This window comes from Methanocellales archaeon, assembly GCA_028715985.1.
Taxonomy (GTDB): domain Archaea; phylum Halobacteriota; class UBA148; order UBA148; family UBA148; genus UBA148.
Map to the genome: position 1 here is coordinate 1 of JAQUQR010000012.1, position 13994 is coordinate 13994.

General features: G+C 39.9%; 18 protein-coding genes. 4 read left to right on the forward strand and 14 right to left on the reverse strand.

Annotated elements, in window-relative coordinates:
* Window positions 1–367: 367 nt before the first annotated feature.
* The 6 genes from PHI74_07635 to PHI74_07660 form a co-directional block, all read right to left on the reverse strand.
* Window positions 368–1237, reverse strand: coding sequence for a cation diffusion facilitator family transporter (locus PHI74_07635; GenBank protein MDD5485881.1), 870 nt, complete (start codon window positions 1235–1237; stop codon window positions 368–370).
* Between the two features lie 369 nt (window positions 1238–1606).
* Complete coding sequence (locus PHI74_07640; GenBank protein MDD5485882.1) at window positions 1607–2254, reverse strand: HAD-IB family phosphatase; 648 nt, start codon at window positions 2252–2254, stop codon at window positions 1607–1609.
* Window positions 2255–2639: 385 nt separating this feature from the next.
* The gene (locus PHI74_07645) at window positions 2640–3554 is read right to left on the reverse strand and encodes a ribonuclease Z (protein MDD5485883.1); all 915 of its coding nucleotides are present in this window, start codon (window positions 3552–3554) and stop codon (window positions 2640–2642) included.
* Between the two features lie 10 nt (window positions 3555–3564).
* Window positions 3565–4929, reverse strand: a complete 1365-nt coding sequence (locus PHI74_07650; protein ID MDD5485884.1) for a PFL family protein — start codon at window positions 4927–4929, stop codon at window positions 3565–3567.
* 7 nt (window positions 4930–4936) lie between these two features.
* Complete coding sequence (locus PHI74_07655) at window positions 4937–5209, reverse strand: ACT domain-containing protein (GenBank protein ID MDD5485885.1); 273 nt, start codon at window positions 5207–5209, stop codon at window positions 4937–4939.
* A 14-nt stretch (window positions 5210–5223) separates the two neighbouring features.
* Entirely contained in the window at window positions 5224–6294 is a 1071-nt protein-coding gene (locus PHI74_07660; protein MDD5485886.1) for a THUMP domain-containing protein, read from the reverse strand.
* Between PHI74_07660 and PHI74_07665 the strand changes: the two genes are divergently transcribed.
* Entirely contained in the window at window positions 6272–6736 is a 465-nt protein-coding gene (locus PHI74_07665) for a methylated-DNA--[protein]-cysteine S-methyltransferase (protein MDD5485887.1), read from the forward strand. The two genes, PHI74_07660 and PHI74_07665, sit on opposite strands and share 23 nt — an antisense overlap.
* On the opposite strand, the gene PHI74_07670 is transcribed toward PHI74_07665, so the two are convergent.
* From PHI74_07670 to PHI74_07680, 3 genes are all read right to left on the reverse strand, one after another.
* On the reverse strand, window positions 6687–7217 hold the full coding sequence (locus tag PHI74_07670) for a nicotinamide-nucleotide adenylyltransferase (GenBank protein MDD5485888.1): 531 nt from the start codon (window positions 7215–7217) through the stop codon (window positions 6687–6689). The genes PHI74_07665 and PHI74_07670 overlap by 50 nt on opposite strands.
* A 103-nt stretch (window positions 7218–7320) precedes the next feature.
* Window positions 7321–7617, reverse strand: a complete 297-nt coding sequence (locus tag PHI74_07675; protein ID MDD5485889.1) for a hypothetical protein — start codon at window positions 7615–7617, stop codon at window positions 7321–7323.
* 241 nt (window positions 7618–7858) lie between these two features.
* Entirely contained in the window at window positions 7859–7981 is a 123-nt protein-coding gene (locus PHI74_07680) for a hypothetical protein (GenBank protein ID MDD5485890.1), read from the reverse strand.
* Between the two features lie 193 nt (window positions 7982–8174).
* Between PHI74_07680 and PHI74_07685 the strand changes: the two genes are divergently transcribed.
* The 3 genes from PHI74_07685 to PHI74_07695 all read left to right on the forward strand — a co-directional run bounded on the left by PHI74_07685 (window position 8175) and on the right by PHI74_07695 (window position 10579).
* A complete protein-coding gene (locus tag PHI74_07685; protein MDD5485891.1) occupies window positions 8175–8333 on the forward strand; it encodes a hypothetical protein in 159 nt (52 codons plus the stop codon).
* Window positions 8334–8625: 292 nt separating this feature from the next.
* Window positions 8626–9126 carry a tRNA (N6-threonylcarbamoyladenosine(37)-N6)-methyltransferase TrmO gene (tsaA, locus tag PHI74_07690; GenBank protein MDD5485892.1) on the forward strand — a complete coding sequence of 167 codons (501 nt, stop codon included), beginning with the start codon at window positions 8626–8628 and terminating at the stop codon, window positions 9124–9126.
* A 256-nt stretch (window positions 9127–9382) separates the two neighbouring features.
* Entirely contained in the window at window positions 9383–10579 is a 1197-nt protein-coding gene (locus tag PHI74_07695; GenBank protein MDD5485893.1) for an aldo/keto reductase, read from the forward strand.
* A 107-nt stretch (window positions 10580–10686) separates the two neighbouring features.
* Here PHI74_07695 and PHI74_07700 read toward each other — a convergent pair whose 3' ends face one another.
* From PHI74_07700 to PHI74_07720, 5 genes are all read right to left on the reverse strand, one after another.
* Window positions 10687–11244, reverse strand: coding sequence for a hypothetical protein (locus PHI74_07700; protein ID MDD5485894.1), 558 nt, complete (start codon window positions 11242–11244; stop codon window positions 10687–10689).
* A complete protein-coding gene (locus PHI74_07705; GenBank protein MDD5485895.1) occupies window positions 11235–11660 on the reverse strand; it encodes a permease in 426 nt (141 codons plus the stop codon). The genes PHI74_07700 and PHI74_07705 overlap by 10 nt, the downstream gene beginning before the upstream one ends.
* A 163-nt stretch (window positions 11661–11823) precedes the next feature.
* A complete protein-coding gene (locus tag PHI74_07710) occupies window positions 11824–12099 on the reverse strand; it encodes a hypothetical protein (GenBank protein MDD5485896.1) in 276 nt (91 codons plus the stop codon).
* Between the two features lie 130 nt (window positions 12100–12229).
* Complete coding sequence (locus tag PHI74_07715) at window positions 12230–12745, reverse strand: hypothetical protein (protein ID MDD5485897.1); 516 nt, start codon at window positions 12743–12745, stop codon at window positions 12230–12232.
* 192 nt (window positions 12746–12937) lie between these two features.
* Entirely contained in the window at window positions 12938–13573 is a 636-nt protein-coding gene (locus PHI74_07720; GenBank protein MDD5485898.1) for an SdpI family protein, read from the reverse strand.
* Between the last annotated feature and the right edge of the window lie 421 nt (window positions 13574–13994).

Sequence of the window (13994 nt, forward strand, 5' to 3'; positions counted from 1 at the left end):
AAAGCCAGAAAGCATAGGAATCTGGTCAAGGAGATCAAGCTGGTGATATACAATACGATATCGATAGAGCAGTCAGGAGAGCATTTATGTTCATTCGGATAGAGGTTTTCTACAAGGCCGATTTTTCGATTTTGCATATTGGGCTCCACTTTCTAATTTTTCAATCACTTTCTAATGTTAAGTACTTTTCTTTTTAAGTTTTTGTTTTAATTGGTCTAGAGAGATTTAACTTAACTACCTAGCAGATCCTTAAAAAAGATTCTTACCACTCCACTCTATCATCGACTTGTTTGGTGGGATTTTATTTTCGGAAGTACTGTATCTTTAACAAATTTATCACTAAGACACCACTCAAAAAGATTGTAGCTTATTTAGATGGATTCACATGCACCATGCAATGTTTTACTTTAGGATCATCCTCAACTTTTAAATGGACTTCCTCAGCAATTTCATGGGCCTCATCAACTTTTATGTCATTCTTAACCCTGATTTCAACATCTACATATAATCTATTTACATGGATTCTTGATTTTAGATCATCAATTCCCAGTACGCCCTCAACATTTAGGATTTCATTCCTAATTTTATCAATAACTTCTTTATCGGCTGCATGGTCCACCACTTCTTTTATAGACCGCAAATAAATATCAACGGCAACCTTTGCTATGAATACACCTATAATCAATGAAGCAAGAGGATCTAAAATAAGAATACCCAATCTGGCCCCGAATATGCCGATAAGTGCACCTATCGATGATAGAGCATCACTCCGATGATGCCAGGCATCAGCAAGCATTGCCGAACTTTCAATCCTTCTTGCACCCTTTATGGTATAGCGATACATCCATTCCTTAACAAAAATAGAAAGAATTGCTGCATATATTGCAATAAGGCCCGGTGTTGAGAGATTTCTTAGGATGATCTTTTCTATCGCACCATATCCAATAAAAATTGCAGTAGCAAACAATATAACGGCAAGAACCTTTGCTGTGACAGATTCTAGCTTTTCATGACCATAGGGGTGTGTTTCATCTTGTGGTTTTGAAGAAATTTTTAAACCGATCATGACAGCTATCGTACTCATCACATCAGAAAGTGTATGAAAACCATCTGCCACCATTGCACTGCTTTGCCCGATAACTCCTGCCAAAATCTTGACTGAAGATAGAACAACATTTACAATGAGCGTTCTTCCAGAAATTCTCTGTCCTACCCGATTTCTCTCATCTAGGTCCATAAAAATCCGCCTTTACCGTGCATATGTTAAATACACCTATTATCGATCTTTCTTTTCCAACGCTTTAATAAACTGCTTTTTAAGTTCACCCCCTTTGAGTTTATTATGTTGTCACCAACCCATATCCTTTTTTTCCTATTTCTTGATTCTCACGGTTTTAGGAGCATATTAAATCAACATATTAAATCGTAGCCAGTGTAATGGTCATCTAGCTATTGTATCATCTAGCTATTGTAATTAATTATTTAAAAACTTTTCAAAAAAACTATAGCCTAATACTCAAGATTTACTGAATATGTATTTTTGATACTTCAAATCTTTAGTTTAAATATATTAAATTAAATAATAAAGTATGCCCCCCGCCTTAAATCAGATATATCGTAAGATTTCCCTGAGGTCGTATATCACCACAGATGCAGATTTTGACAGCACTGGATCGGGATCGAAGGCGATTCCCAAGCCTGCACACTTCAAAAACTCAGCGTCATAGTTGCTATCACCCACAGCTATGCATTTTGAAAGGGGGATGTTTAGCTCTTGCACAAAACGCCCTAGTGCCGTATCTTTTCTCATGACATCAACGTTGCAAATCTCTTTTTCTGTTAGATACCCGTCATCGTCAAAAACAAAGCTATTTGCCAGCACATTCTCAATACCCAATCTAGTTGCTACTTTTCTCGCCAATATATCAAGTCCGCCAGTGACTATTACGGTTTCAATGTCCTCTTCCTTGAGCTTTTTTATGACCTGCTCTGAATGAGGCATCAGCGTATAGCTGGAGAGAGCTTGCTCCATCTGCCCCTTGGTAGGCTTAAAGGGAAGCCAGAGAGCTGCATCCTTTAGCATAAATTCTGCATAGCTTATCCCTCCACCAACGTATTCTTCCTTATTATTTTGTGCTTTATCCTTGGTGCCAAAATATTGGTGAAGGGTCCCCCAGGAATTTTTTTCTTTGACCAGCGTACCATCCATATCAAAGGCTATCAGCCTGTACTTATGCGATGAATTGAATGCCATTTAACCACTCCAAATGCTCATCTCTTGTGATAATCATTGGCTTTATGCATTTCTGTGAGCTTTTTCATTAAGATAGCATCATCCAGCATCTTAAACTTGTATCAGCGGCCATCAATGTTGCCTCCCTATCTAAAGATACAATGGTCTTGTAAAGGATAATACGTTACGTGCACAAGCCATCCTAGACCTTTCTCGCCCGTTCATATCTTATCGTAACGTAAGTGTGAAGGGTCTCCCTTCTATATCATGACCCTCTTTTCATCGGTGCTTATTCCTGTTCAGTTATATTATATAATAATCATGAAAAGTGACAACTTGTTAGCTGGATGATGCTGCAACTGGATCCATTTCATTTTATCATCGTAAAACAGACCCGATATATGCACTAATCCGGATAAGGTATCACGATTTCCATGAGTTCCTGGGCAATATGCGAGTTTTTAAAGATCGATCGTGCCTCTGTCAGTATGGGACTTGGATCCTCAGAATAGCGTGAGCTAATATGCGTTAGAATGAGCTCTGCTACGCAGGCTTTTGATGCTGTCTCTGCCGCCTCCTTAGCTGTTGAGTGTTTTGCCTCAATCGCCCAGTCCAGTATATCATGGGTTAAGGTGCCATCATGGATAAGCAAATCTGCATTTCTTGCTGCCTCAACTATCGTATCGACGGGGCGGGTATCTCCGGTATAGACTACTTTTCTTCCCCTGCGTGCAGGACCTACCACTTGAGAGGATTTGATTTCCTTTCCTCCAACGAAGATCGTCTCTCCGGAATGTAGCTTTGAGAACAACGGTCCGGGTGGAACGCCTAACTCGATGGCTTTCTCCCTGTTAAACCTACCTAATCTCTCCTTCTCTTCCAGCACATAACCAATGCTCGGGATGCCGTGATCTGTTTTTATCGCTTTGATCGTATATTCGGCTCTCTCAACAACATCTCCGGGTCGAAGTTCGTATCCCTTGACTTCAAAGCTCAGTTTGTAATAACCTAGCGCGAGCATTATCTGGATAAACTCGTGAATCCAACGCGGACCGTAGAGGTGCAATGGCTCTGTTCTTCCTTGAAAGGACATCGTTTGGATCAAGCCTGGGATGCCAAGAATATGGTCTGCGTGGTAATGTGTAATAAAAATGGATGTAAGGTTTTTCATACCTGTCTTGGCCCTCATCATCTGTTGCTGAGTCCCCTCCCCACAGTCGAAGAGCATGAGCTCGCCTTTTCTGTTTATGATGATCGCAGAGGGGTTTCGGTTTGTCGTCGGAAGCGTTCCACCGGTGCCCAGAAAGGTTACTTTTAACATTTGTATCACTCTAGCCGGTTAAGCTTTGTATTGGTGCTGGTATCCTGCCCCCCCTGCGCACAAAATTTGCAGAGCAGAACTTTCCAATGGATAACACTGGAGACCTTCCGAGCAAACCGCCAAACTCCACATAGTCACCCTCCTTACCAGCTGGAATAATCCGCACGCCCGTAGTCTTGTTATTGACAACACCTATGGCACATTCATCCGCTATTATGGCAGATATCGTTTCCGCCGTAGTATCTTTTGGCACTACCACCATGTCCAAACCCACCGAGCAGACCGATGTCATCGCTTCCAGCTTTTCAAGGTTGATCGCACCTTTTTCGACCGCTTCTGCCATTCCAGCATCTTCACTTACGGGAATAAATGCACCGCTCAAACCTCCCACATACGAAGAGGCCATCGCACCACCTTTCTTTACTGCATCGGTTAGCAGTGCCAAGGCTGCAGTGCTTCCGTGAGTGCCACATCTTTCCAAGCCCATCGCCTCCAGTATATTGGCGACGGAATCGCCCCTGATCGGGGCAGGTGCAAGCGATAAATCGATGATGCCAAACTTCACTCCAAGGCGAGCAGCCATTTCCCTTCCCACCAACTCGCCGACACGTGCGATCTTAAATGAGGTTCGCTTGATATTCTCTGCAAGAGTGCCCAAATCCACATTCTCGACCTGATCAACTACTGCACGTATCACACCAGGACCTGATATACCCACGTTTATTACTGCCTCGGGCTCACCAGAGCCGTGAAATGCCCCGGCCATAAAGGGATTATCCGGAGGTGCATTCGCAAAGGTCACCAGCTTTGCACAGTTTATCGGTTTCTTAGAGGCAATCTTAATGACCTTTCCCATCTCGATGACCGCATCCATGTTGATGCCGCTTTTGGTTGAAGCCACATTTACAGAGGAACAAACGGTCTCCGTCTCAGTCAAAGCCTTGGGAATCGAGTTGATTAAAGCCGTAGAACCTCTGGTAAAGCCCTTGTGAACCAAGGCAGAATATCCTCCAATGAAGTCAATGCCCACGAACTTTGCTGCCGAGTCCATGGATTTTGCGATTTTTACTCCTGCGCAAGCAGTCTCCTCTTCAGACATGCCCGCTACAAGGGCATCAAGCAACGTTGCTATCGGAGTGACTGCAACCCTCTTGTTCACTATGGGGAGGCCATACTTGGATTCTACGGAATCTGCCTCCTGAACAAGTCTCTCTGATGTAGTGACAATTTTATCATGTATGCGCTGGCTGACAACATCGGCATCATCGCTTGCGCATCCTTGGAGATTAATCCCAAGCGTGACCGTGCGTATATCGAGATGTTCGACTGCGATCATTCTGATCGTTTCAAGAATTTCTTCTGTGCTGAATAACATGACAGGCTCACACCCTATGCATGTATTTGAATATGTTTTCGTGCTGCACCGTAATTCGAACACCTTGCTTGACCCCAGTTTTGCTTAGCTTATCTTGCAACTCTATAACATCTGCCCCTCTGAGGTCCACAATCATGATCATGGTGAAAAGGTCCTGCAAGACCGTCTGGCTCAGGTCCTCGATGTTTATGTCCATATCTGCAAGGACATTGGTGATGGTTGCGATGATACCTGGATGATCAACACCATTTACCGTGATTATCGCCCTTTCTTTTTCCATCTTCATACCTCACTTTACTTTTGTTTTTGTAATACGATTATCTGGCGAGTTAAGCTCCTATGGACGCGCTCCTGGTAACTCTCTTTAACGATGAAGCCGACCTCCTCAGCAAGTTTGTCCAAAGGCATTTGTGATACTATTACTGCCTTTTTATTCTTTTTCAATACCCTGTATATTTCACTCAACGAACAACGATACAGGTGCTCCAACGATCTGGCTTGAATCAAAGCAGACCTGCCATACGGAAGATCCGTAACGACTGCATCCACTTTTTCACTCCTTAAGGGAGTTGCACATGCGTCTCCAATTATTAGCAGACCCCCTATATCATAATACTTTAGGTTTAGGCTCGTACCTAACACCATTTTTTGTTGAACATCCATGCCAACGCATTGGGCGCCAGTCAATGCAGCCTCTATGAGGATGCCGCCAGTTCCACAGAATGGATCTAGCAATATCCCATCGCTCACGGATGAGATGTTAACCAACGCATGTGCCAATCTTGGCAGTAAAACGCCGGGATGGAAAAACGGTCTCTGCTTAGGTTTTCTAAGTTCATATTGACCCCTATCTACTGACTCTATCAGTCGCCCGAACACACATTGATCTTCAGTAAGCACTAGATGAAACATGACGTCTGGGTTATCCAGATCCACGCGATATCCCTTTTTGTGAACGATCGCTCCTGTCTCTTTTTCCAGAGCTGTAGAGCTTAAATCGGCACCCCTAATGTGTTTTGCCCTAATACAGAAAGTTCTGTCTTCGATACTAAGGTCAGCATTGCTGACTAATCTCAGGATGGACTTGATGTTTGCGGGACAAATGAAAATCACCTCTAGGATATGGTGGGTCATGGCAAGATGCTTCGCAATTGGTGGAACATCTTGGACATCGACTATGAGCAATTGATCCATGAACGCGACCTCTCTAAAATCGATGTTCAAGGACTCCAGGCAAGCAATGACCTCCGCTCTTGGCAGCGTTGCATGTTCTCCCGAGAGTTCGAATGCGATCTTCATAAGCGCATATCCTATAAGCATCTCTAAGGATATGTTACTAACCATGGCGAAAAAGCAAACCGGCATCACATTCTCAAAACCCCTGGACTGCTATGTTTGGATAGAGGCTTCAGAAAATAGCATCGAATCTATCGAGTTTAGACGATTTGGAGAGATAAAAAAGCTGCCGATCACGGGCGATCTGACGCGATATTTCAGCGGCAAGCCAGTGGATTTTCTGAAATACGATGTATGTCTGGAAGGCTTTACGCCCTTTGAACAAGCGGTGCTGAAGGAGACCAGAAAAGTTCCCTATGGTAATAGGATCACCTATGCTGAGCTGGCCAAGCGTGTTGGAAACCCTAGAGCTGCACGCGCAGTTGGAAACGTGTTGAGCAAGAACCATGTCCCCATAGTCATCCCATGCCACAGAGTTGTTGGTAAGGGCAACATAGGTGGCTATTCAAGAGACATAGAGATTAAAAAGAGGCTGCTGAGTCTGGAGAGTCGGTCAGTGAGAGACTCTTAAGTCTATGCACACCGTCAATCTCCTCGATAACCTCAACGACGGCTTTGGGAACTAAATCCTCCCATCTCTCATCGTTGAGCATACGACGACGGATCTCAGTACCAGAATAGATGCTTCTTTTGAATAGGGGCGATCTTCTTGTTTCGATTTTTGTTTCGCTGAATAAGCCGATGACAAGTGGGTTATTGGAGTACACGATGCTAAACGGAGGTGTTAACGATTGTATATGCGATACCCAAATTGCATGCCTATCCACATCTGCTATCGGGATGACATAATAGATGATGTCAAGTTCCGCAAGCGAGCGTGAAACCATCATAACCCTTTCACCACCTGTAAAAGGGTCTGAAATGGTGTGGCTTTTTTGAACGCTTCCGATGCCAACGATGAGTTCGTCCACTTCCTTTGCGATCTTTTTGATGACCTCATGATGTCCCAGATGATAGGGCTGGAAACGACCTACATAGAGCGCTCTGTCCATTTTGTCACCTATTTTTGTTTATGTTTCGTAGTCATTTTACCCATAACCAGATAAATTTGATGTCAGATGAAATAATCAAAAGCGAATATTGGGATCATTGATGCTAAGTAGTAATTGGAGGGGGCGTGGGAATCGGAGAGTAACTCCAAGTACCAGCAATAGCCAAAACTCCACCTTTAGAAATCAGTTGCATCTCTTCCACAAGACACGTATTATCTGAATACAAACTAAGCTGCACAATAGGTTCATCGTTTTCTAGTATGTGGTACACATCTTTGTGGTATAGCACATCTTGCCGATACCATTTCCAACTATATGTATATGGTTCGTCAGGATTCTTACTGTCAACGACGATTACATCTCCATCGGGATAAAGCGTTGTTGTGACCCCAGTCTCCATAATCGCTATAAGTGAATAATGCATAGATTGGGGTTGTTAGCACTGGTGTTGGCGTAGGTGTCGGAGTTGGCGGGGACGTTGGCGTCGGAGTGGGGGCTGGTTGTGGTGTTAGAGTAGCTGTACTTTTGGATACAGGTATATTGGCATCTAAAGGATTTGGATCCTGTGTATCCCAGTAACCATCTCCATCTGTATCTTTTTTATATGGGTCAGTTCCTGCAAGTTTCTCTTGTTCATCGTTTCATCCATCCCCATCTGAATCAGGTGTGGGTGTTGATGTGAGTGTCGGTCCTAATTTCACACATCCTGAAAAAATGCATGTAACCAAATTCAACAAAAATATAATAGCAACTATCTTTTTCATTTTTGATTTTTGATAAATCACATTATCCTATATCGCCCTAAACTCTCTTAAATATATTCCACCTAAACATTGCCCTCTTGGGGGTCATGTTAAAAATGCGGTAGCAGAGACGATGTTGTGTCTTGGTTAGATAAGCACTTTCAAAATGGTAATATGATATGTTATACATACCAGAAGAAATCATTATAAAATTATGAAATTTGATAAAAAGAGTGCTGTCATAGGAGCTTTTGTCGGTGCATTTGCAGGAGCAATCGGAGGAGTGACAGACTTAGGAGTGTTGGAAACAATAGCAGTGGCAATTATTGTAGGTATCGTTTTTGCAACGGTCTTAAATATCCTTTGGAAGTGAATTGTACCTCCGCCCCACCTAAACTCTCCACCCATCCATAACTTATAAGATTTGCTGGGCTCTCAGTGGCTCTGAAAGCAGTCCAAGCAATCTCTTATAGGATTCTCTAACCACTCTATATAATTGTGATAAAAAATGACAGATGTTGATGCAACACTTGTTAGAAAAGAGATGAACATTAAAGCCTGATTAGAGACATTTATGATATAATTAAATGAGATGTTCATAGTTACCGGCGTTAAGGTTGCTTCGGTAATTTGGGGCTGGTTATAGTTAGTCAATAGGTGAAATCATGAATCAAATCATAATGCATCCGATCGGAATAATCCACTCGCCTTATAAAGAAATTAAAGATATGCCCATACAGGGTATTTTTAACGACAAAATAGAGGCTTGGATTGAGCTAAAAGAAAAATATGTAGATGGATTAAAAGACTTGGATCAATTTAGTCATGCCATAATAATATGGTATTTCCATAAGTCCCATAAAGAGGAAATTGAAGTAGAGCCATTTCTTGAGAGAAATAAACATGGGATATTTGCAATAAGAAGCCCACATCGCCCCAATCATATAGGTTTTTCTATTGTAAAAATCAAAAGCATAAGGGGGAACAAAATGCATTTTACAGAGGTGGATGTTTTAGACGGAACACCTGTTCTTGATATAAAACCCTATGTCAAGTATTTTGATAGCAGAGACGATGTTGTTTCTGGCTGGGTGGATAAGCACTTTAAAAATGGTGGTATTCCAGACGAAACCATCATAAAAAATGATAAAGGAGCAAAATGTTAGCAACATTATATAGTATCATCTAATACTGCATATAATACTGCATATGCAAAACTGGCTTACAACCTTACATTTCTGGATATTTCTTTTTTGGTCAAACGTCGCATATGTGCTTTCGTTAAGTGAAAGAAATACAGACGATTCATTTATATATATTCCAACAAATAAGAATGGTGTGAAGGTTGTCTTGTAGACGCAATACAACTAAAAAATCCAGACACTGATCTCTTTTACTATGAGTAGATAGGGGGGTCATAAAATGCAATATCGTAAAATGGGTTCCCTTGACTGGGAAGTTTCAGCCCTCGGATTTGGCTGCATGCGTTTGCCAACGAAAAGATTCATGCCCCTACAGGTAGATGCAGGCACATCCATCAAAATAATTCGAAGCGGGATTGACCAAGGAATTAACTATATAGATACCGCATGGCCGTATCACTTTGGAGCGGGCGAAAGAATCGTCGGCCAAGCCCTTCAAGATGGGTATCGTGAAAAGGTTCACTTGGCTACCAAGTTGCCAATGTTTTTTGTGAGAGAATCAGAAGATTTCGATAGTTATCTGGAACGGCAGTTAGAAAAGCTTCAAACCGATTATCTGGACATTTATCTTTTCCACCGCATGACCAAAGGTCAATTTGAAAAGCTGAAAGACTTGCAATTGATGGACAAAATGATAGAGGCAAAAGAAAGAGGAAAAATAAGATATATTGGATTCTCATTCCATGATACACTTCCAGTTTTCAAAGAGGTAGTGGATTATTACAACTGGGATGTTGTTCAAATCCAATACAATTACATGGATACGGGCATCCAGGCAACTACCGATGGTTTACGGTATGCCCATGATAAAGGGATTGCAGTGGTGATCATGGAGCCTGTGAAAGGCGGAAGATTGGCCAATCCACCAACAGAAGCTCGCGAGATCATGGCAGCAGCCAGGAATCAACGATCACCGGTCGATTGGGCACTTCAATTCGTCTGGAATCGTCCCGAAGTCTCGGTCGTTCTTAGTGGCATGGGTTCCCAAAAAATGGTTGACGAAAACTGTGCTAGTGCAAACCGTTCAGGAATAGGCAAGCTAAACGAGGATGATTTGGAGGTCATAAACAAGCTCATAGAAGTCTATCGTAAGAGGATTCTCGTTCCATGTACGGCATGTGGGTATTGCATGCCCTGCCCCTCTGGCGTCAATATTCCCCAGAATTTTGCAATATTGAATAACGTTTCCGTTGAGGATAGACGCATTCGTCGGTGGCTTTTGAGAAGAGGCTATGGAAAACTGGCCAGGTCTAAAGAACAACTAAAAGGGGATGAGTCGAATGGGAGTGCTGTCATGTGCGTTCAATGTGGTAAATGCTTGGAAAAGTGTCCACAAGGAATCAACATACCTGAAGAGCTTAAAAAGGTACATGCAATACTGGGAAAGCATAAAAAAATTACTGATTATTATGTATAGGAGCATGTAAGACTTTTTGTCAATTTAACAGATGCAAACAGCAAGGTTTGATTTGGTAAACTAAGAAGGCGTGGTCAGAGTGAAATCTTTGATTTTACGAAGAAAGTCTATTTCAATATTTTTTCTTCTGAATCTACAGCAGTTTTCATTTTTTTAACCTCCAATAATTTATCCAATAATATTCCCTGGAAAACAGACACAAAAACCATAACAAATGTCAAAACTAAAATATATCTTATACCAAAATAAAAAATAGCAATAGGCAATAATTGAATTTTAATGGCTCGGTTATACAAAAAACAAGCAATTAATCCATAACTAAAACCTTTATTCTTTAAATCTGCCATGAGGGGATACCATATATAAATTGGTCCGGAAGATAAAATACCTCCAATAATTACAAAAAGCCATTTTGTAATCCCTTGATTTCCCAAATATTTCATTATGAATTTGGGAGTGATAAGATAATTTGTAAGTGTCATTAAGGCAAAAACAAAAACAAAAATAGGAATAATTTTTAAGATTATATTAGAAAAGAAATTTAAACTGGAAAAAAATAAACTTTTTTTGAAATTAAATACGAGTGCATAAGCTAAGATTACAATTATTAAAAAATACCAAGAAACGGAAATTTGTTTTAGTTTATGTCTATTTTTTATATCCATGCCAAGACTCCTAAAGTTAATACAGTCATTATTGCGACAAGAATCGCAAGTATAAACGAGGTGAAATTCCTAAGAAATGCGAACCTTTTTCCTAAGATTGCCGATTCTGCAGGAAGTTGAACGACTCCTACCGTAACCCAGGCAACTAAAAAAGCAGTAACAGCAACTAAGCTAATTCCTTGCTTTAATAATTCTCCTCCAAAAATATAACTTGTTATTGGGTTTCCTGCCGATATACTTCCTATCAAACTTCCGATAATAGAATCTAGAACAATATTCTTACTAAATATATTAGAATAAAATGATTTCGGGATTATGGTAGAAATTAAGCTTACAAGTAAAATAGTTCCCAAAATTAAAGGAAAAGAGTTCCAAAGAGATTTTGCAGATTTAATAGTTGCAGATTTTATAGTCATATATAGTAGTTACTATATATAAATAGATAGTTGTTGTTATAGATAGCCAATAAAATAACAATTTTTCTATCTATTAAATATTTTCTTTTTTAGCTCATCTTCTATTTGAAGAAATTAATGGGTCCAGTATTAAGTCTAGCTCCGATTAAACTCATTTTTTTATTCACTCGAATCCAAGAAATTTCTGTGCTTCTCTGGACAGGTCTTGTAGACAATATGCCATACCAAAGATGGGGACAAATCCAATTTTTGGGTCCATTGCCGGCAAGATAAGTAGCGTCGTAATGAGGGACAATGCAAAACCAGACAAAGCAGGAAGCAAGTATTTGTTCTCCCATTTCAGATCGGGATTGCTTTTCAATTTTACAAGATATGGAACGCCTGTTCTTGCCAGCACGCCAGCAAATACTGCAAGAAAGACCATCCAACTAAATTCCATTTCTTTACCTCCCTTTTTAATATATTATCCTGATTTATCTCATAAATAGATAAGATTTGCTGTGCTTTCAGTAATTTCAAAAATATTCTCACCTGATTATGATAGGATAGTAGAGGAACAAACAGAAAATTTATTTTTTGGTTTTATTAAATAATTGTTCTGCTGGGCAACCAATCTTCCTTTGTTTGCAGTATTTGCATGCTAATGAGCATCGAATTAGTGCATTCCCGACAAATGTAAGTAGAGCCAAGATTATTATCATTATTAATAAAAACCAGTTAAAATCTATTATTAAAATTACAATACCTACTAATATCGGGATTATAGAGACCATAAAATCCGGAATTACATCTTTCCAAGTGATTTCATATTGAATAAACCTCTTAGAATCCCCTTTCTTAAATAATAAATAACTTAATTTCCCTTTGCCAAAAGCACAATATTTTCCGTAATAATAGCAATTAACACAACTTCTTCTCAAGATTCGTATTTCTGTCCATAGAACATACAGCAAATAAATGACTAACCAAATAGATCCTAATTGATAAATTATAAATGCGCCCATCAAATAAATTGCGATCGAAAAAAAATTTGAAATGATTATTACTCTATGGGGGTAATTTTCATAATATTCTGGATGTTTCATATATTTTTCACTTCTTAATTTTTAGAATTATGGCTTTTTTCTTTGTATTGCTGATTAGCCTGATTAGCATTATAACTAAGATATCGACTAAGATATCGAATTATGCGAAGTTGAAAGCGATCTAACCTTAATATAGCTTGTTGTGCCTAAGTTATTTTCGGCTCGTAAGCGGAGAATTCTCCAAGCACGCAATTATTTTATCTCCTTCTGATATTCGAAGTAAGAATAAACGATCATATAAATCGAAACCGAAATCACTGGCACAAAAACCAAAAATAATACATACTTCGGGAAGAAGGCACCGCAAAGGACAATTATTCCAGCAATCTTAAACAACTTTCCGCCAATTTGATGAGTTTTATCCCATACCTTTTCACTGCTCAAGGTCCAAGGAGTTCTTATTCCGATAAACCAGTTTCTTTTTGCGTTCTTTATCAAAACTCCACAGTAATAAAAGAGTATCCCCAAAGCTGGTGCTAAAAGTCGGGTCATATTAAATCTAATGCCAACATTCCAAAAGACGGTTAGAAGATAAATATAAAACAAAAATATTATCATAAATGCCATAAATCCATCATAATAATCTCTGAATTTCTCGATATTTACTTTCAGTGGATCTATCGTGGGTATTAAGACAAAAAGCAGGAATAGCCCAACCGAAGTGAAAGGCAATAAGAATAATCCCCAGAATTTTGACATATAGTCATCTACCTGACCTTGAGCATTCCAATGGGAAGCCATTCTCTCTGGCATTTGAGGGTAAAGAAAAATGCCGATGGCAAAAGAAAATATGAGAATTCCCAAAATGATTTTTTCAGTTTTTCTCATGTTCGACATTAACCTCCCAATGTTTAATAATATTTCGTTTTTAAAGGAGTGCAAGAGAATCGCGTCCTCAAAGTAAAACACTGAAAAGAATTGAAAGGCGATTTTCCTACATCACAAGATTTCGTAACTCACAAGAGTTCTGTACTGCCCTCGGAATGAATTTATTCAAGAATAAATCAATTTAAGTGAGCAATAAACTATAAAAAAATATTTTTGGATTTTTCGGCTCTGTAGAAAACCTTCCCTCTCAACTCTAGCTTAATGCAAACTCTTATAAAAAGTAAGTATCCCCCGAGTGATAGCAGAAGACCAACAACAGGGGATGGATGTAAGTGTCTACGATAGGTATATTAAGTTTATTGTATTGATACGGCTTGGCAATAACAGGGAACTCAAGGGCTCCCATGTACTCGAACAAGTA